The sequence below is a fragment of the Variovorax sp. E3 genome, assembly GCF_016082275.1.
Taxonomy (GTDB): domain Bacteria; phylum Pseudomonadota; class Gammaproteobacteria; order Burkholderiales; family Burkholderiaceae_C; genus Variovorax.
This window is the reverse complement of record NZ_MOWM01000003.1, coordinates 93,908-112,040: the sequence shown is the minus strand read 5'-3', so window position 1 is coordinate 112,040 and position 18,133 is coordinate 93,908. Positions and strand designations below refer to the sequence as shown.

Here is an 18,133-nt window from a genome sequence, read left to right as displayed (position 1 = left end):
CAGTGTGTGCGTTATTCGTTGGTGCAGGCCACCACTTCTTCCAGCGAAGTGAGACCTTGCATGACTTTTCGCAGGCCCGACTGGCGCAGCGAGCGTACGCCTTCCCGTTCGGACTGCTGCGCGATGTCGAGTGCGCTGCCATCGCGCAGGATGATTTCCTGGATGGCTTCGGTGATCGGCATCACCTGGTAGATGCCGACGCGGCCTTTGTAGCCGCCGCTGCAGGCGGAGCAGCCGACGGGCCGGTAAGGCTTCCAGGTGCCGTCCAGTTGTTCTTCGCTGAAGCCGGCGTCGATCAATGCCTCGCGCGGCATGTCGGCCGGTGCGCGGCAGACAGTGCACAGCCGCCGTGCCAGGCGTTGCGCGGTGATCAGGATCACGCTCGACGCGATATTGAACGGCGCGATGCCCATGTTGCGCATGCGCGTGAGCGTGGTCGGCGCGTCGTTGGTGTGCAGCGTCGAGAGCACCAGGTGGCCCGTTTGCGCGGCCTTGATCGAAATGTCGGCCGTCTCGAGGTCGCGGATTTCGCCGACCATGATGATGTCGGGATCCTGCCGCAGGAAGGCGCGCAGCGCCGCCGCGAAAGTCAGGCCCGCACGCTCGTTGACGTTGACCTGGTTGACGCCCGGCAGGTTGATTTCCGACGGGTCTTCCGCCGTGGCGATGTTCACGCCCGGCTGGTTCAGCAGGTTCAGGCAGGTGTAGAGGGACACCGTCTTGCCCGAACCCGTCGGGCCGGTCACCAGCACCATGCCGTAGGGGCGTCCGATGGCGTGCAGCAGCCGCGCCTTTTCGTCGGCGTCGTAGCCCAGCGCATCGATGCCCAGGCGGGCGCTGCTGGGGTCGAGAATACGAACGACGATCTTCTCGCCGAACAGCGTGGGCAGCGTGCTCACGCGAAAGTCGATCACGCGGTCGGGCCCGATCTTGAGCTTCATGCGGCCGTCTTGCGGCACGCGTTTCTCGGAGATGTCGAGCCGGGAAATGACCTTGATGCGGGAGGCGAGCTTGTCCTTGATGACGGTGGGCGGGCTGGCGATCTCGCGCAACTCGCCGTCGACACGGAAGCGCACGCGATAGTGGTGCTCGTAGGGCTCGAAGTGGATGTCCGAGGCGCGCATGCCGACGGCGTCGAGCAGCATCTTGTGGAGGAAGCGCACGACCGGTGCGTCTTCGACTTCGGCGATGGCCTGCTCATTGGCATCGCCCGAGGTATCGGCGGTGACCTCGTCGAATTCGAACTCGCTGCCGACGATGCTGTTGATGGTCTCCGCGGCGCTCACGGCGGCGGCTTCGATCATGCGCGACAGCTTGTCGTATTCGGCGATGACCCAGTCGACACCCATCTGGGAGGCGAACTTGATCTTCTCCACCGCCTGTTGGTCGGAAGGATCGGCCGTGGCAACGATCAGCCGGTTATTGCGCTTGCTGAGAACGACGATGCGGTAGGCGTGGCACAGCTTCGGGTCGAGCAGGTCCTTGGGCAGGCGCTGGTGATCGATGGCGTCGAGGTCGAGCAGCGGGGCGCCGAAGGCGCTGGAGAGGGTGTGGGCGAGGTCGGCGGCCGACACGGCGCCGGTGCCGGTCAGCTCAGCAATGAAGCTGGTGCGGCCGCTCAGCGACTTTTGATAGATGTCTTCCGCCGTCTTGGCAGGAAGCTTGCCGGCCGAAACCAAGGCACGCGCAAGCCCGGGAAGCGCTATCTGCGCGGATTCTTTGACTGGAAGTTCGGCAGCGGCCATTCAGCGAATGCAAAAGATGTGAAAAAGTGCTTCACGATCATCGCTGAACACTCCCGTGCTGTAAATCGCTACACAGCAACAGGCATGGCCATTTATTTATGCCAGCCAAAGGCTGGTCGGGGTGAGAGGATTCGAACCTCCGGCCTCTACGTCCCGAACGTAGCGCTCTACCAGGCTAAGCTACACCCCGATTGGTTGCAAGAAAAGAACTCGTCCTAGATGCCAACTCACGAGAGGTGTTCAGGTACGTCGCTCAAGCAACTGAGCCGCCAATTGTAGCAAACCTGAAGCGTGCAAATTGGATGGAAAGCCATCTAATGCATTAATTGCGCGCCGAGCTTCCGCTGCGGCGGCTTCGCGAGACGCGTCGAGTGCCCCGGTTTCGCGAACGATCTGGACGACATTGGCCAGTTGAGAGGTGTCTCCGGCCTCGATGGCCGCACGCACCAGCTGGCTTTGCGCCGACGTTCCGCGCTGCATCGCGAAGATGAGCGGTAGCGTGGTCTTGCCTTCGCGCAGGTCGTCGCCGACGTTCTTGCCCAGCTCATTGGCGTCGCCTGCGTAGTCCAGCACGTCGTCGATCACCTGAAATGCGGTGCCCAGCGCCTGTCCGTAAGTGGCGCAGGCTTCCTCGACTTCGGGTGTGGCGCCCGCCAGCACGGCCGCGAGCCGGGTGCTGGCTTCGAAGAGCTTGGCGGTCTTCGAGCGGATGACGCGCAGATAGGCGGCTTCGTCCAGCGATGCGTCATGCATGTTCATCAGCTGGAGCACTTCGCCCTCGGCAATCACGTTGGTCGCTTCGGCCAGGATCTGCATGATGCGCATGTTGTTGGCATCCAACATCATCTGGAAGGCGCGCGAGTAGAGGAAGTCGCCGACCAGCACGCTCGCCGGGTTGCCGAACGACTCGTTGGCCGTTGCGCGCCCGCGCCGCAGGGTCGATTCATCGACGACGTCGTCGTGCAACAGTGTGGCCGTATGAATGAACTCCACCACGGCGGCCAGATTGAAGCGCTGTTCGCCCGTGTAGTTCAGCGCGCCCGACATGAGGAGCAGCAGCGCCGGTCGCAGGCGTTTGCCGCCCGCCGAGATGATGTACTTGGAAACCTGGCTGACCAGCGGCACGCCCGTGTCGAGGCGGCGGGCGATCACGCGGTCGACTTCGACCATGTCGCCGGCAATCAGGTCCAGCACGGTGGCGGTGGGGGAGGTGTCGGCGGCGGGAACTGGCAAGGCGAAGGCGCGGGGGCGCTGCTGGAAGTAAGGGCGGCCCAGGGGCCGGGACGCGCAAATTATAGGGAGCCGTTACGTTCCGCGAGGAGCCCGCGGGGCAGGGGCTGGTTGGCGAACACAAACCGCGCTATAATCTTGGGCTCTGCGGAATTCGCTGCGGAGACTCAATTTCTAAGAGGTTTACATGTACGCGGTCATAAAAACCGGCGGCAAGCAGTATCGCGTTGCTTCCGGCGAAAAAATTAAAGTAGAACAGATTGCTGCGGACGTAGGCCAGGAAATCGTGATCGACCAGGTTCTGGCCGTCGGAAACGGCGCTGAAATCAAGGTTGGCACGCCCCTGGTGTCCGGCGCAACGGTGACAGTCACGGTACTGTCGCACGGCAAGCACGACAAGGTCGGCATCTTCAAGATGCGCCGTCGCAAGCACTATCAGAAACGTCAAGGCCATCGCCAGCAGTTCACCGAACTGCAAATCGGCGCGATCGCCGGCTAAGGAGCACATTCCATGGCACAGAAAAAAGGCGGCGGCTCAACGCGAAACGGGCGCGATTCCAAGCCCAAGATGCTCGGCGTGAAGGCCTTCGGCGGCGAACTGATCAGCGCAGGCTCGATCATCGTGCGCCAGCGCGGCACCCAGTTCCACCCCGGCGTGAACGTCGGCGTGGGCAAGGACCACACGCTCTTCGCCCTGGTCGACGGCCACGTGTCGTTCGGTCAAAAGGGTGCGCTGAACAAGCACACGGTCAACGTGACGCCCGCGGCGTAAGCCTCGAGTCACTTCGACCTCCCGAGGCCCCGCTTTGCCGGGGCTTCTTCATTTGTAAACTGGACATCCCATGAAGTTCGTCGACGAAGCCTTCATCGACATCGCCGCGGGCGATGGCGGCAACGGCTGCGTGTCGTTCCGTCATGAGAAGTACAAGGAATTCGGCGGCCCCAACGGCGGCGACGGCGGCCGTGGCGGCCACGTCTTCGCGGTGGCCGACTCGAACCTCAACACGCTGGTCGACTTTCGCTACTCGCGCCGCCACGAGGCCAAGCGCGGCGAGCACGGCATGGGCTCCGACATGTTCGGCGCCGCCGGTGACGACATCACGCTCAAGATGCCGGTCGGCACCATCATCTCCGACGCCGAAACCGGCGAGGTGCTGTTCGAGCTGCTGACCGAAGGCGAGGTCATCACCATCGCCAAGGGCGGCGACGGCGGCTTCGGCAACATGCGCTTCAAGAGCGCCATCAACCGCGCCCCGCGCCAGAAGACCCCGGGCTGGCCCGGCGAGAAGCGCAGCGTCAAGCTCGAGCTCAAGGTGCTGGCCGACGTCGGCCTGCTGGGCATGCCGAACGCCGGCAAATCGACGCTGATCAGCGCCATCTCGAACGCCCGCCCGCGCATCGCGGACTACCCCTTCACCACGCTACACCCCAATCTCGGTGTCGTGCGCGTCGGCCCCGAGCAGAGCTTCGTGGTGGCCGACCTGCCCGGCCTGATCGAGGGCGCGGCCGAAGGCGCCGGCCTCGGCCACCTGTTCCTGCGTCACCTGCAGCGCACGCGTCTGCTGCTGCACGTGGTCGACATGGCGCCGTTCGACGATGCGGTCGACCCGGTCGCCCAGGCCAAGGCCATCGTCGGCGAGCTGAAGAAATACGACGCCGCGCTCCACGAGAAGCCGCGTTGGCTGGTGCTCAACAAGCTCGACATGGTGCCCGCCGAAGAGCGCGCGGCGCGCGTCAAGGACTTCGTGAAGCGCCTGCGCTTCAAGGGCCCGGTGTTCGAAATCTCGGCGCTCACGCGCGAAGGCTGTGAGCATTTGGTGCAGGCTGTCTACCAGCAGGTCAAGGCGCAGCAAGTGGCCGAGCATGCGCCGGTCGAGATCGATCCGCGCTTCATCGATCTGCCGCCCGAAAGCGCCTGACGGGCGGCCGGCGCGGCATCTCCCGGTGCCACGCGACAGACTGAGAAAATCAACGCAGCATTCACGACCCGCTACAGCCGACATGACTTCGAATTCTGGATCCACCGCCTTGCGGGACGCCCGCCGTATCGTCGTCAAGGTGGGCTCCAGCCTCGTGACCAACGAGGGGCGCGGTCTCGATGAAGGCGCCATCGGCGAATGGTGCCGTCAGCTCGCGGAACTCGTGCGCGACGGCCGCGAGGTGGTGATGGTGTCCAGCGGCGCCATCGCCGAGGGCATGAAGCGCCTCGGCTGGCGCACCCGCCCGCACGAAATCCATGAGCTGCAGGCGGCAGCGGCCGTCGGCCAGATGGGCCTGGCCCAGATGTACGAGACTAAGCTGCGCGAAAACCAGATCGGCAGCGCCCAGGTGCTGCTGACCCACGCCGACCTGGCCGACCGCGAGCGTTATCTCAATGCGCGCTCGACCCTCGTCACGCTGCTTCGCCTGGGCGTGGTCCCGGTCATCAACGAGAACGACACGGTCGTCAACGACGAGATCAAGTTCGGCGACAACGACACGCTCGGCGCGCTCGTGGCCAACCTCGTCGAGGCCGATGCGTTGGTCATCCTCACGGACCAGAAGGGCCTCTACACGGCCGACCCGCGCAAGGACCCGGAAGCGAAGTTCGTGCACGAAGCTGCCGCGGGCGACCCGGCGCTCGAGGCGATGGCGGGCGGCGCGGGCTCCAGCATCGGTCGCGGCGGCATGATCACCAAGATCCTGGCGGCCAAGCGCGCCGCCGGCTCGGGCGCTTCCACGGTCATCGCCTGGGGTCGCGAATCCGATGCCCTGCTGCGGCTGACGCGTGGTGAATCGATCGGCACGCTGCTGGTGGCGCAGACCGCCAAGCACCAGGCCCGCAAGCGCTGGATGGCCGACCACCTGCAGTTGCGCGGTGCCGTCGTCGTCGATGCCGGCGCGGCCGCCAAGGTGCGGGCCGAGGGCAAGAGCCTGCTGCCGATCGGCATGACGAGTGTTTCGGGCGAGTTCTCGCGCGGCGACGTGATCGCGGTGCGCGATGTCGACGGCGTGGAGCTGGCCCGAGGCCTGGCCAATTATTCGAGCGTGGAGGCGCGCCTGCTGTGCCGCAAGCCCTCGTCCGAGTTCGAGCGCCTGCTGGGCTATGTCGCGGAGCCGGAAATGGTTCACCGCGACAACATGGTGCTCATGCCGAGCTGAAAACGACAACGGGGCGCAAGGCCCCGTTTGTCATTGTGCTTACTGCACTTCCCGGACCGGATTTCGGATGTTCTGGACCATTTCGCCGACCGAGCCGCGCGGCGCATTGCCGCGGCACAGGCCCTGGGTGGCCAGCGCCTTGGTGTAGTTGGAGTTCAGGTCGTAGAAGCGCTTCCACTCCGGCTTGGGCGTTTCCTGCCAAGAGCCGCTGTTGTAGCGGGCATAGCTCTTCATTTCCGAGGTCGAGCAGCGCACGCCTTCATAGAAGGCATTGACGGCGCCGCCCGCGCGGTTGTGCGCGACCACCACGTAGCGCACGATGCCGTCGCCCGTGATGGCGATCGTGTTTGGGTCGACGCCGAACTGCAGGCTCATGTACGGCGGCATCTCGATCGGCAGCAGGCGGCTCTCGCTGAAGGCCGGTGGCGGCGGAACCGCGGTTTCGGCCCACTCCTTGTCCGTCTCGGTGCGCTTGGGCGGCGGCGGCATGCCGGACTGGGCCCAGTCGGCGTTGTCGGTGTCGTGATTGCCCGAGGCGCAGCCGGCAAGAATGCCGAAACAGGCGAGCAGCAGGGCGCGTTCAGCGTTGCGTCGGAAGGAAGGGCGCGTTGTGGTTGGGAGAAGGTTCATCGCTCACTGAAGGAATGTCGGGATGCGGATCGAAGCTGCCGCCCGGCGGCAGGTCCAGTCCGGGAGGCGCGCCGGCGTCCAGCGAATGGCGCTCGAATTCTCGGGCGCGCACGTTGCTGCGCAGGAAGCGGTTGCGAAAATCCTGCCGTGGCAGGTAGCGAGCAAGCTCGGTGAGCGCCATCTCGTAGACGCCGCGCTTGAACTCGACGACAACGTCGAGCGGCACCCAATAGTCATGCCAGCGCCAGGCGTCGAATTCGGGATGGTCGGTTGCACGCAGGTTGAGATCCCAATCGTGGCCGACGAGTTGCAGTAAATACCAGATTTGTTTCTGGCCTTTGTAGTGGCCCCGTGCGTCACGGCGGATGAACCGATCCGGCACCTCGTAGCGCAACCAGTCGCGGGTACGGGCCACGATGCGCACATGCTCCGGATGGAGCCCCACTTCCTCGTGCAGTTCCCGGAACATGGCTTGCTCGGGACTTTCGCCGCGGTCTATGCCGCCTTGCGGAAACTGCCAGGAATGCGTGCGTATGCGCTTGCCCCAGAAAACCTGGTTTCTCTGGTTGAGCAGGATGATGCCGACGTTGGGCCTGAAGCCGTCCCGGTCGAGCATAATCAAACCCCAATTTTTGAACTGAGTCGATTATGCATGCCGGGTTGCCCTCGGCAAGCTGCGATGCAGGCTCTCAGGGTCTCTCCGGGGGAGCAGTCCCCCACTTCCCAACTTCGAATCCAGCGATTCCATCACCGCGATCCCGATGAAAGCTTCCCGATTTTTTGTCTCCACCCTCAAGGAAGCGCCCGCTGACGCAGAGGTCGCGAGCCACCGGCTCATGATGCGGGCCGGCATGATCAAGAAGCTCGGCACGGGCATCTACACCTACATGCCCATGGGCCTGCGCGTGATCCGCAAGGTCGAGGCCATCGTGCGCGAGGAAATGAACCGCGCCGGCGCCGTCGAGATGGCGATGCCCGTCGTGCAGCCGGCCGAGTTCTGGCAGGAGACCGGCCGCTTCGAGAAGATGGGCCCCGAGCTGCTGCGCATCAAGGACCGGCACGACCGCGACTTCGTGATCCAGCCGACCAGCGAAGAGGTCGTGACCGACATCGCGCGCCAGGAAATCCGCAGCTACAAGCAGCTGCCGAAGAATTTCTACCAGATCCAGACCAAGTTCCGTGACGAGCGCCGTCCGCGCTTCGGCCTGATGCGCGGGCGCGAATTCATCATGAAGGACGCCTACAGCTTCGACCGCGACCTCGACGCGGCCAAGGCCAGCTACCAGGTCATGGCGCAGGCCTACCGCAACATCTTCGACCGCTTCGGCCTGCGCTACCGCGCCGTGGCGGCCGACAGCGGCGCCATCGGCGGCGACTTGAGCGAAGAATTCCAGGTGATCGCCGCCACCGGTGAGGACGCCATCGTCTACTGCCCCGACAGCAGCTACGCCGCCAACATGGAAAAGGCCGAGGCCCTGGCCCCGGCCGGCCCGCGCCCCGCCGCCGCCAAGCCGCTCGAGAAGACGCCGACCCCCGGCAAGAGCACCTGCGCCGACGTGGCCGAGCTGCTGGGCGTGCCGCTCTCGACCACCATCAAGTCGCTGGTGCTGGCCACCGACATCGTCGACGCGGCCGGCAACATCAAGGGTTCGCAGGTCTGGCTGCTGCTGCTGCGCGGCGACCATGACATGAACGAGATCAAGGTCGGCAAGCTGCCCGGCCTGGACCAGGGCTTCCGCTTCGCGACCCTGGCCGAGATCGACGAGCACTTCGGCTGCAAGCCCGGCTACCTCGGCCCGCTGAACCTCAAGAAGCCCGTCAAGCTCGTGGCCGACCGCGAAGCCGCCGTGCTGGCCGACTGGATCACCGGCGCCAACGAGGTCGACTTCCACATGACCGGCGTCAACTGGGGCCGCGACCTGCCCGAGCCCGACTTCATTGCCGACATCCGCAACGTGGTCGCGGGCGACGCCTCGCCCGACGGCAAGGGCGTGCTGGCCATCGAGCGCGGCATCGAGGTGGGCCACGTCTTCGTGCTCGGCACCAAGTACAGCAAGGACATGAACGCCACCTACCTCGACGAAGGCGGCAAGCCGCAGTTCCTCGAGATGGGCTGCTACGGCATCGGCATCACGCGCCTGCCGGCCGCCGCCATCGAACAGAACCACGACGAGCGCGGCATCATCTGGCCCGACGCGCTGGCGCCGTTCACCGTGGTGGTCTGCCCCATCGGCATGGACCGCAGCCCCGAGGTCAAGGTCGCGGCCGAAGCCCTCTACGAGCAACTGCTCGCGGCCGGCGTCGACGTGCTGCTGGACGACCGTGGCGAGCGCCCCGGCGCGATGTTCGCCGATTGGGAACTCATCGGCGTGCCGCACCGCGTGGTCATCTCCGACCGCGGCCTGAAGGAAGGCCAGCTCGAATACCAGGGCCGGCGCGACACCGCGGCCACCAAGGTGCCGGCCGCCGGCATCGCCGAGTTCATCACCGGCAAGCTCGCGAAATGAGCGTGGAGGGCGGCCTCTCGCGGCGCCAGTGCGTGGGCGGCGCCGTGACCGCAGGCGCCCTCACCATGCTGTCGCTGCCGCAGACCGCCCAGGCCGGCGCGCAGATCGAAGAGCCTTTGATCGACTCGGTGCGCACCGCGCTGAGTTCGGCCATTCACAACAAGGCGCCGCCGGTGCCCGAGTTCGGGAACACCGAGGCCCGGCTGGTCTACCTGCGCTGGCTCGGCGAAATGAGCGAGCGGCTCAAGAAGAAAATTCCCGATTGGCCGTCGCGCAAGGAATTCCTGCAGACCGTCTGGTACGAGTCCAAGCGCTCGGGGCTGGACGTGAGCCTGGTGCTGGGGCTGGTGCAGGTCGAGAGCAACTTCCGCAAGTTCGCCGTGTCCAGCGCCGGCGCGCGCGGCTACATGCAGGTGATGCCGTTCTGGACCCGCGTGATCGGCGACGCCGACCCGGCCAAGCTGTTCCACATGCAGACCAACCTGCGCTTCGGCTGCGTGATCCTGCGGCACTACCTCGACCGCGAAAACGGCGACCTCTACATGACGCTCGGCCGCTACAACGGCAGCCGGGGCAAGTCGCCGTACCCCAACGCCGTGTTCGCGAACCAGCGGCTCTGGGTGTTCAACGACAGGGACCGCGAGCGCGACCGCTCGGCGGCCTGAAAACCCTCAGCTGGCCGGCGCCTTCGCGGTGCCCGAGCCCTTCGTGACCATCACCTGGTCGATGCGGTAGCTGTCGACGTCCATCACCTCGAAGGTGTAGCCGCCCCAGGTCACGTTGTCGGTGCGCTTGGGCACGCGGCGCAGCATCACCATCAGGAAGCCCGCCAGGGTTTCGTACTCCTCCGAATGCGGCAGCTCGTCGATGTGCAGCGCGCGCTGCACGTCCTGGATCGGCGTGATGCCGTCGATGAGCCACGAGTTCTCGTCGCGCTGCACGATCTGCTCCTCGTCGGGCATGGAGACGAGGTCGCCCATCACCGTGCTCATCACGTCGTTCAACGTGATCACGCCCACCACCAGGCTGTATTCGTTGACGATGATCGCGAAGTCTTCGTGCGCCTGCTGGAACTGCTCGAGCACCTCGGTCAGCGAGAGCCGGTCGGGAATGACGAGCGCCTTGTGCAGCGGCAGGCCCTGGTCGAAGGCCAGCGGCTGGCCGCTGAGCACGCGCTGGAACATGTCCTTGGCGTCGACATAGCCCAGCACATGGTCGATGTCGCCGTCGCACACGGGGTAGGCCGAGAAGGGTTCGGCCACGATGCGCGCGCGCAGCACCGTCTCGGGGTCGTCGTGCAGGAACCAGGCGATGCTTTCGCGCGCCGTCATCACGCTGCTCACGAGGCGGGTCTCCAGCTCGAACACGTTGGCGATCACCTGCTGCTCGCGCACCGCGAGCACGCCGGCCCGCGCGCCGGCCTCGGTCATGGCCAGGATGTCGGCCGAGGTGATCTTGTCGTCGCGCGCCATCGGCATGCCCAGCACCTTGAACAGCAGGTCGGTGCAGCGCGTGAAGAACCACACCAGCGGCTTGAAGGTGGTGATCAGCACCTGCATCGGCCCGACCATGCGCACCGCGAGCTGCTCGGGGTTGCTCATGCCCAGCCGCTTGGGGAACAGGTCGGCGAACACCAGGAACACCGCGATGACGATCACGAACGAGCACAGGAACGCGATGTTGGCCGAGGCCTCGACGCTGAACCAACGCTCGAAGAACACCGCGAAATACGGGCTGAGCGAGCCCTCACCGACCACGCCGCCAAGAATGGCCACGGCATTCAGCCCGATCTGCACGACGGTGAAGTAGTGGCCCGGCTGCTCCTGCACCCGCAGCACTTTTTCCGCGCGCGGGTCGCCTTCGTCGGCCATCTGGCGCAGGCGCAGGCGGCGCGAGGCGGCCAGGGTGATTTCGGCGAGGGAGAAGAACGCGCTCATCGCGATCAGCAAGGCGATGATGAGCAGGCTTTGGGTCAGGGTCATGGTGGCACGGCGAAGAATGCCATGGTGCCATGACTCGGCCCGCGAAAAACGCTCAGACGCCGCCGTGCGGGTGCGTGGGATCGACCCACAACACCGATTCAGGCTTTTCGACGGGCTCGATGTCGAGGTTCACGGCCACCGCTTCGCCGTCGCTGCGGCACAGCACGCATTCGAGCGGCTCGGTCGCGCTGGCGTTGATTTCCTGGTGCGGCACGTAGGGCGGCACATAGATGAAGTCGCCCGGTCCGGCCTCGGCCGTGAACTCGAGCTTTTCGCCCCAGCGCATGCGGGCCCGGCCACGCACGACATAGATCACCGATTCGAGGTGCCCGTGGTGGTGGGCGCCGGTCTTGGCGTCGGCATGGATGGTCACGGTGCCGGCCCACAGCTTCTGCGCGCCGACGCGCGCGAAGTTGATGGCGGCCGCCCGGTTCATGCCGGGCGTCTGCGCGGTGTTGACGTCGAGCTGGTTGGCCGCGACCACGCGCACGCCGTCGTGCTTCCAGGCCGGTTCGGCCGAGCCGGCCTCGTGCGAATGGCCGTGATCCTTGTCGTGATCGTGGCTCATCGCGGGGCCCCTGAAATCAGGCCGAAGCGCCGCCGCCGATGACTTGCTGCAGCTCGCCCGACTCGTACATCTCCATCATGATGTCCGAGCCGCCGACGAATTCGCCCTTCACGTAGAGCTGGGGAATCGTGGGCCAGTTGCTGTATTCCTTGATGCCCTGGCGGATACCGTCGTCTTCGAGCACGTTGACGGTCTTCAGCGCCTTGGTGTCGACGCCGACCGCCTTCAGGATCTGGATCGCACGGCCCGAGAAGCCGCACATCGGGAAGCTGGCATTGCCCTTCATGAAGAGCACGAGGTCGTTGGTTTTGACGAGGTCGTCGATGCGTTGTTGAGCGTCGGACATGGGGACTCCTGAAAAGTGGGCTGAAGGGATTATTTCACCGTGCGCCAGATTCCGCCGGAGCAGCGCTGGATGCCGGCGAGGTCGTCGCGGCTTTGCACTTCGGCGAAACCGCGTTCGGCGAGCAATTGGCGCACGGCCGCGGCCTGGTCGTGGCCGTGTTCGAGCAGCAGCCATCCGCCTTGCGCGAGGTGCGCGGAGGCGTTCTGGACGATCTGGCGAATATCGTCGAGCCCGTCGGTGCCCGCGACCAGCGCGGCAACGGGTTCGTGCCGCAGGGCCGGCAGATGCGGGTCGCCGGCGGCAATGTACGGCGGGTTGCTGGCGATGACCATGTAGCCGCTGTCGGCGCCGTCGAGCCAGTTCGCGTGAGCGAAGCGCACCGGCAGGCCCAGGCGCTGCGCGTTGGCCTGGGCGACCGCCAGTGCGTCGGCGTTGGCGTCGACCGCATCGACCCGCGCATCGCTGCGCGCGTGCTGCAGGGCCAGCGCGATCGCGCCGCTGCCCGTGCCGAGGTCGAGCACGCGCGGGGCGGCATGACCTTCGAGGCACTCCAGTGCCCATTCGACCAGCGTCTCGGTGTCGGGGCGCGGCACCAGCACGCGTGCGTCGACCCGCAGGTCGAGGCCGTGGAATTCCTTCTCGCCGAGCAGGTAGGCCACCGGCTCGCCCGCCAGGCGGCGCGACAGTTGCGCCGAGAGCGCGGACCACGCCGCGTCCGGCATCGCATCGGTGTCGTGCGCCAGCAGCCATGCGCGGTCATGCGTGGCGCGGCCCAGCGCGTGCAGCAGCAGCAACTGCGCGTCGAGCCGGTCGACGCCCAGCGCGACGGCGGCGGCCAGCGCCTGCGCCACGGTGCTCGGCTTCGGGTTGTCGGCGGTCATCACGCGGGCAGGCTCGATTCCAGCTCGGCCAGTTGCTCGGCCTCGCGCGCGGCGCGCAAGGCGTCGAGCACGTCGCCCAGGTCGCCTTCCATGATGGCCAGCAGCTTGTAGAGCGTGAGATTGATGCGGTGGTCGGTGAGCCGGCCCTGCGGAAAGTTGTACGTGCGGATGCGGTCCGAGCGGTCGCCGCTGCCGATCAGGCCCTTGCGCATGGCCGCGTCCTTGGCCGCGCGCTCGCTGCGGTCTTTTTCCTGGATGCGCGCGGACAGCACCTGCAGTGCCTTGGCCTTGTTGCGGTGCTGGCTGCGGTCGTCCTGGCACTCGGCCACGATGCCGGTCGGAATGTGCGTGATGCGCACGGCCGAGTCGGTCTTGTTGATGTGCTGCCCGCCCGCGCCGCTCGCACGGTACGTGTCGATGCGCAGGTCGGCCGGGTTGATCTGCACGGCCACGGCCTCGTCGGGCTCGGCCAGCACGGCGACCGTGCAGGCGCTGGTGTGGATGCGGCCCTGCGTCTCGGTGGCCGGCACGCGCTGCACGCGGTGGCCGCCCGACTCGAAGCGCAGGTGGCCGAACACCTCGTCGCCCGAGATGCGCACCACCACTTCCTTGTAGCCGCCGAGCTCGCTCTCGCTTTCGCTCACCACTTCGCAGCGCCAGCCGGCGCGCTCGCAGTAGCGCGTGTACATGCGCAGCAGGTCGCCCGCGAACAGCGCCGATTCGTCGCCGCCCGTGCCCGCGCGGATTTCGAGAAAAGCGTTGCGCGCGTCGTCCGGGTCCTTGGGCAGCAGCAGGCGCTGCAGCTCTTCCTCGAGCTGCACCAGCTCGGCCTCGGCGCCCGAGATTTCCTCGCGCGCCATCTCGGCCATGTCGGGGTCGTCGAGCATTTCCCTGGCGCCGGCGATGTCGGCCTCGCGCTGCCGATAGCGCTCGTAGCGGCCCGCGATCTGCGTGACCTCGGCGTGCTCGCGCGAGATGGTGCGGTACTGCGCCATGTCGCTCATGATGTCTTCGCGCGAAAGCAGGAAGTCGAGCTCGCCCAGGCGCTGGGCGTAGCGTTCGAGTTGATGGCGCAGAAAGGATTTCACGGCGAAGGGGGCTCGGAAAAATGGGAGGGTAAAGCCGCGATGCAGCGGCAGGGCGCATGAAGGAGCGCGGCCCGGGCACGCCGGGCCACCGACCAGCGTCGCTAACGCTCTTTGCGCAGGAACAGGCGCGAGATGGTTTGCGCCGTCTGCTCGCGCGAACTGGCATCGCCCGAGTGCAGCTCGGCCATGGCGCCGTGCATCATCTTCTGGGTGAGCCCGCGCGACAGCGCCTCGAGCACCGCATCGACCGACTCGCCCTTGGCCAGCAGCTTGCGCGCGCGCGCCATTTCGGCGGCGCGCCATTCGTCGGCCTGCGCGTTGAGCTGCTGGATCAGCGGCACGGTGCCGCGCTGGCCCAGCCAGTGCATGAAGCTCTGCACGCCGGCGTCGATGATCACCTCGGCCTGCGCCACGGCGGCCTGGCGGTTGGCCTGGCCCTGTTGCACCACCTGCGCGAGGTCGTCGACGGTGTAGAGGTACACGTCTTCGAGCGCCTTCACTTCAGGCTCGATGTCGCGCGGCACGGCCAGGTCGACCATGAACATCGGGCGGTGCTTGCGCGCCTTGAGCGCGCGCTCGACGGCGCCCAGGCCGATGATCGGCAGCGTGCTCGCGGTGCAGCTCACGATGATGTCGAATTCGGCCAGCCGCGACGGCAGGTCGGCCAGGCGCATGGCCTCGCCGCCGAAGCGCGAGGCCAGTTTTCGCCGCGCTCCAGCGTGCGGTTGGCAATGCCGATCGACTTGGGCTCCTTGGCCGCGAAGTGCGTGGCGGCAAGGTCGATCATTTCGCCTGCGCCCACGAACAGCACGCGCGTCTTGCGCAGGTCTTCGAAGAGCTGGCCGGCCAGTCGCACGGCGGCGGCGGCCATGCTGATGGAATGCGCGCCGATCTCGGTGGCGGTGCGCACTTCCTTCGCCACGGCGAAGGAGCGCTGGAACAGCTGGTTGAGCGTGCTGCCGAGCGCGCCGGCGGTTTCGGCCGCGCGCACGGCGTCTTTCATCTGCCCGAGGATCTGGGGCTCGCCCAGCACCATCGAGTCGAGCCCGCTGGCCACGCGGAAGGCGTGGCGGGCGGCTTCGTCGCCGTGCAGGGTGTAGGCATGCGAGCGCAGCAGGGCGGGGGCCACGCCGCCGCTCTGGGCCAGCCAGCCGAAGGTGTGGTCGAGCGCGACCTGCTCGGAGGCGCAATAGATCTCGGTGCGGTTGCAGGTGGAGATGATCGCGGCCTCGACCTGCGGGTGCCGGCCGGTGCTGAACGAACTGCGCAGGCTCTGCAGCGTCGGGGCGATCTGGTCGAGCGCGAACGCGAAACGACCGCGCAGATCGAGCGGCGCGGTCGTGTGGTTCAAGCCAAGAGCCCAGACAGACATTCCCGTGATTATAAAATCAGCAGCCGCACCGGGTGGGCCGAGGGGCAAATGGCTTTCCCTATGACAGCCATATCCTGAGCCGCATGACCCGGCCGACACAAGCGCGGCCCCTTCCGATGGACCTGCTGGACCTTTTCAACCACCTGCTCAACTTCGTCGCCCCGGCGGCCTTCATGGCGTTGGTGCTGGTGTTCGCGGGCCGTTACCTGGGCGGCCGGCGCGCGGGCGTGCCGCGCTGGTGGCTGCAGTGGGCGCTGACCTTCCTGGCCGGCGTGGGGGTCTCGGTGATCGGCCTCGTGGTGTCCGGGCGCGACGGCATGATGGCGACCTATGCCGCGCTCGTGGTGGTCTGCGGCACCGTCCAGTGGCTGGCGATGCGCGGCTGGCGCCGCTGAAGGCCGGTCAGCCCAGATCCAGGTCCAGCCCGCGGCGCATGTAGACCGATTCGCCGGGGTAGGTGGCGAGCCGGGCCTGTTGCTCAGGGCCCACAGGCTGTGTCGCCGTGTAGCCCTGGCGCTCCCAGAAACCGACCGAGGACTGCACCGACACCAGCGTCGAATGCCGCCATCCGGCCTGCACCGCGTGGGCCCAGCCATGGCGCACCAGCCGCGGACCCAGGCCCAGTCCCGAGGCGTCGGGGTGTACCGCCAGGTCGTGCAGGTACAGCGCATCGGCCCGCGCGGCCACTTCGAATTCGCCGTGCAACGGCGTCAGCTTGCCGACCACCGACGGATAACCCGCCAGATAGGCCCGCACGCCGCCGCCATGCTCGGCCACCCAGCCCGTGTGCGGCGCGCTCGCGAGCCGCCGCGCGATCAGCGCGCCGTCCTCGACGAACCCCGCGCCGTAGCAGGCGAGCTGGATCGCGAGCACGGCGTCGAGGTCGTCGGCGCGCATCGCGCGCACGAGGAGGGCGCCGGCGGGAGGCATCAGGCCAGCAGCAGCTTGTCGTCGTCGAGCTTTTCGCCGCGCGTCTGCTCGAACATGCGCAGCAGGTCGGGCACGTCCAGGCCCGCGCGCTGCGGTCCGGCCACGTCGAGAATCACCTGGCCCTCGTGCAGCATCACCGTGCGCGAACCGTAGTCCAGCGCCTGGCGCATGCTGTGCGTGACCATCATCGCGGTCAGTTGGCTGCCTTCGACGATCTTGGCCGTCAGCTCCAGCACGAAGGCGGCGGTCTTCGGGTCGAGCGCTGCCGTGTGCTCGTCGAGCAGCAGGATGCGCGAGGGTTTCAGCGACGCCATCAGCAGGCTCACCGCCTGCCGCTGCCCGCCCGACAGCAGCCCGATGCGGTCGGCCAGCCGGTTCTCCAGCCCCAGCTTCAGGATCGACAGCTTCTCGCGGAACAGCTCGCGCAGGTTGCGGTTGAGCGCAAAGCCGAAGCTGCGGCGCTCGCCGCGCTTCCACGCCAGCGCCATGTTCTCCTCGATGGTCAGCGCCTCGCAGGTGCCGGCCATCGGGTCCTGGAACACGCGGGCGACCATGCCCGAGCGCTGCCAGGCGTTCATGCGCGTCACGTCCTTGCCGTCGATCTCGATGCTGCCCTTGTCGACGATCAGGTCGCCGCTCACCGCATTGAGGAAAGTCGACTTGCCCGCGCCGTTCGAGCCGATCACGGTGACGAACTGGCCGGTGGGAATCTCCAGGCTGAGGCCGCGCAGCACGCGGTTCTCGATCGGCGTGCCCGGGTTGAAGGTCATCTCGAGTTGTTGGGCGCGCAACATCAGTTCTTCCCCTTGAAGAGTCCGCGCAGCTTGCGCTTGTAGGCGGGCACCAGCAGCGCCACGGCCACCAGCACGGCCGTCACCAGGTTCAGGTCTTGCGCCTGCAGGCCCATGAAGTCGGTGTTCAGCGCCATCGCGATGAAAAAGCGGTACAGCAGCGCGCCCAGCACGCAGGCCAGCGTGGTGATGATCATGCTGCGCGCGGGCAGCAGCGTCTCGCCGATGATCACCGCGGCCAGGCCGATCACGATCGTGCCCACGCCCATCGAGATGTCGGCCGTGCCCTGGCTCTGCGCGAACAGCGCGCCGGCCAGCGCCACCAGCGCGTTCGACAGCGCCAGGCCCGCATGGTGTGGAAGTCGGTCGAAATGCCCTGGGCCCGCGCCATGCGCGCGTTGCCGCCGGTGGCGCGCATCGCCAGGCCGGCTTCCGAGGCAAAGAACATGTCGACCAGGATCTTGGCGACGATCACGATCAGGAGCAGCAACAGCGGCTTGGCCCACTGCTCGGGCATGCCGCCGAAGTCGACCATGCTGAACACGGTGGGTTCGGTGATGAGCGCCACGTTGGGCTTGCCCATCACGCGCAGGTTGACGGAGTACAGCGCGATCATCACAGGATGCTCGCGAGCAATTGCATGATCTTCAGCTTGACGTTGAGCCAGGCCGTGACCCAGCCCGAGGCGGCGCCGGCCACGCAGGCCACCGCGGTGGCGGCGGCCGGGTTCCAGCCGGCGACGATCAGCGTCGCGGCCACGGCGGCGCCCAGCGGAAAGCTGCCGTCCACCGTGAGGTCGGGAAAGTTGATGATGCGAAACGACATGAAGACGCCCAGAGCGACCAGTCCGAATATCAGACCGATCTCGATGGCGCCCAGCGAGGCGATGAGGGACATGGGGGGAGGCTTCCGGCAGGCGGCG

18 protein-coding genes, 1 tRNA gene and 2 pseudogenes are annotated in these 18,133 nt (G+C 66.7%); 7 read left to right on the top strand and 14 right to left on the bottom strand.

Annotated elements, in window-relative coordinates; translation table 11 throughout:
• Positions 1–11 precede the first annotated feature (11 nt).
• From pilB to BMG07_RS01960, 3 genes are all read right to left on the bottom strand, one after another.
• On the bottom strand, positions 12–1,745 hold the full coding sequence (pilB, locus tag BMG07_RS01970) for a type IV-A pilus assembly ATPase PilB (protein WP_198082935.1): 1,734 nt from the start codon (positions 1,743–1,745) through the stop codon (positions 12–14).
• A gap of 113 nt (positions 1,746–1,858) precedes the next feature.
• A tRNA-Pro gene (locus BMG07_RS01965) sits at positions 1,859–1,935 on the bottom strand.
• A 50-nt stretch (positions 1,936–1,985) separates the two neighbouring features.
• Entirely contained in the window at positions 1,986–2,978 is a 993-nt protein-coding gene (locus tag BMG07_RS01960; protein WP_198082934.1) for a polyprenyl synthetase family protein, read from the bottom strand.
• A 184-nt stretch (positions 2,979–3,162) separates the two neighbouring features.
• On the opposite strand from BMG07_RS01960, the gene rplU reads away from it, so the two are divergent.
• The 4 genes from rplU (at position 3,163) to proB (ending at position 6,116) form a co-directional block, all read left to right on the top strand.
• Complete coding sequence (gene rplU / locus BMG07_RS01955) at positions 3,163–3,474, top strand: 50S ribosomal protein L21 (RefSeq protein ID WP_042578903.1); 312 nt, start codon at positions 3,163–3,165, stop codon at positions 3,472–3,474.
• 12 nt (positions 3,475–3,486) lie between these two features.
• Positions 3,487–3,747 carry a 50S ribosomal protein L27 gene (gene rpmA / locus BMG07_RS01950; RefSeq protein ID WP_081267930.1) on the top strand — a complete coding sequence of 87 codons (261 nt, stop codon included), beginning with the start codon at positions 3,487–3,489 and terminating at the stop codon, positions 3,745–3,747.
• Positions 3,748–3,817: 70 nt separating this feature from the next.
• Positions 3,818–4,894 (top strand): Obg family GTPase CgtA, encoded by a 1,077-nt coding sequence (cgtA, locus tag BMG07_RS01945; protein WP_198082933.1) that lies wholly within the window; start codon positions 3,818–3,820, stop codon positions 4,892–4,894.
• Between the two features lie 82 nt (positions 4,895–4,976).
• Positions 4,977–6,116: a glutamate 5-kinase gene (gene proB / locus BMG07_RS01940; protein WP_198082932.1), complete on the top strand. Its 1,140-nt coding sequence runs from the start codon at positions 4,977–4,979 to the stop codon at positions 6,114–6,116.
• Positions 6,117–6,155: 39 nt separating this feature from the next.
• Here proB and BMG07_RS01935 read toward each other — a convergent pair whose 3' ends face one another.
• Together BMG07_RS01935 and BMG07_RS01930 are read right to left on the bottom strand one after the other, a co-directional pair.
• Positions 6,156–6,746, bottom strand: coding sequence for a CNP1-like family protein (locus BMG07_RS01935; protein ID WP_198082931.1), 591 nt, complete (start codon positions 6,744–6,746; stop codon positions 6,156–6,158).
• Positions 6,697–7,362: an RNA pyrophosphohydrolase gene (locus BMG07_RS01930; RefSeq protein WP_198082968.1), complete on the bottom strand. Its 666-nt coding sequence runs from the start codon at positions 7,360–7,362 to the stop codon at positions 6,697–6,699. The genes BMG07_RS01935 and BMG07_RS01930 overlap by 50 nt, the downstream gene beginning before the upstream one ends.
• Before the next feature lie 145 nt (positions 7,363–7,507).
• Here BMG07_RS01930 and BMG07_RS01925 point away from each other — a divergent pair, with 145 nt between their 5' ends.
• Together BMG07_RS01925 and BMG07_RS01920 are read left to right on the top strand one after the other, a co-directional pair.
• Positions 7,508–9,253 carry a proline--tRNA ligase gene (locus BMG07_RS01925; RefSeq protein ID WP_198082930.1) on the top strand — a complete coding sequence of 582 codons (1,746 nt, stop codon included), beginning with the start codon at positions 7,508–7,510 and terminating at the stop codon, positions 9,251–9,253.
• Positions 9,250–9,918, top strand: a complete 669-nt coding sequence (locus BMG07_RS01920) for a lytic transglycosylase domain-containing protein (RefSeq protein WP_198082929.1) — start codon at positions 9,250–9,252, stop codon at positions 9,916–9,918. Before BMG07_RS01925 ends, BMG07_RS01920 begins: the two co-directional genes overlap by 4 nt.
• A 6-nt stretch (positions 9,919–9,924) precedes the next feature.
• On the opposite strand, the gene BMG07_RS01915 is transcribed toward BMG07_RS01920, so the two are convergent.
• The 6 genes and pseudogenes from BMG07_RS01915 to hemA form a co-directional block, all read right to left on the bottom strand.
• Positions 9,925–11,235 carry a hemolysin family protein gene (locus tag BMG07_RS01915; RefSeq protein ID WP_198082928.1) on the bottom strand — a complete coding sequence of 437 codons (1,311 nt, stop codon included), beginning with the start codon at positions 11,233–11,235 and terminating at the stop codon, positions 9,925–9,927.
• A gap of 52 nt (positions 11,236–11,287) precedes the next feature.
• Positions 11,288–11,803 carry a cupin domain-containing protein gene (locus BMG07_RS01910; RefSeq protein WP_198082927.1) on the bottom strand — a complete coding sequence of 172 codons (516 nt, stop codon included), beginning with the start codon at positions 11,801–11,803 and terminating at the stop codon, positions 11,288–11,290.
• 16 nt (positions 11,804–11,819) lie between these two features.
• Positions 11,820–12,149, bottom strand: a complete 330-nt coding sequence (grxD, locus tag BMG07_RS01905) for a Grx4 family monothiol glutaredoxin (protein WP_198082926.1) — start codon at positions 12,147–12,149, stop codon at positions 11,820–11,822.
• A gap of 29 nt (positions 12,150–12,178) precedes the next feature.
• A complete protein-coding gene (prmC, locus tag BMG07_RS01900; protein WP_198082925.1) occupies positions 12,179–13,030 on the bottom strand; it encodes a peptide chain release factor N(5)-glutamine methyltransferase in 852 nt (283 codons plus the stop codon).
• Entirely contained in the window at positions 13,030–14,118 is a 1,089-nt protein-coding gene (gene prfA, locus BMG07_RS01895; RefSeq protein WP_198082924.1) for a peptide chain release factor 1, read from the bottom strand. Before prfA ends, prmC begins: the two co-directional genes overlap by 1 nt.
• A 101-nt stretch (positions 14,119–14,219) precedes the next feature.
• Positions 14,220–15,490: pseudogene (gene hemA / locus BMG07_RS01890) on the bottom strand (glutamyl-tRNA reductase).
• 116 nt (positions 15,491–15,606) lie between these two features.
• Here hemA and BMG07_RS01885 point away from each other — a divergent pair.
• On the top strand, positions 15,607–15,885 hold the full coding sequence (locus BMG07_RS01885; RefSeq protein WP_198082923.1) for a hypothetical protein: 279 nt from the start codon (positions 15,607–15,609) through the stop codon (positions 15,883–15,885).
• Positions 15,886–15,892: 7 nt separating this feature from the next.
• On the opposite strand, the gene BMG07_RS01880 is transcribed toward BMG07_RS01885, so the two are convergent.
• From BMG07_RS01880 to BMG07_RS01870, 3 genes and pseudogenes are all read right to left on the bottom strand, one after another.
• Positions 15,893–16,420: a GNAT family N-acetyltransferase gene (locus BMG07_RS01880; RefSeq protein WP_198082922.1), complete on the bottom strand. Its 528-nt coding sequence runs from the start codon at positions 16,418–16,420 to the stop codon at positions 15,893–15,895.
• Positions 16,420–17,214: an ABC transporter ATP-binding protein gene (locus BMG07_RS01875; protein ID WP_198082921.1), complete on the bottom strand. Its 795-nt coding sequence runs from the start codon at positions 17,212–17,214 to the stop codon at positions 16,420–16,422. Before BMG07_RS01875 ends, BMG07_RS01880 begins: the two co-directional genes overlap by 1 nt.
• A pseudogene (locus BMG07_RS01870) lies at positions 17,214–18,108 on the bottom strand (ABC transporter permease). Before BMG07_RS01870 ends, BMG07_RS01875 begins: the two are co-directional and overlap by 1 nt.
• Between the last annotated feature and the right edge of the window lie 25 nt (positions 18,109–18,133).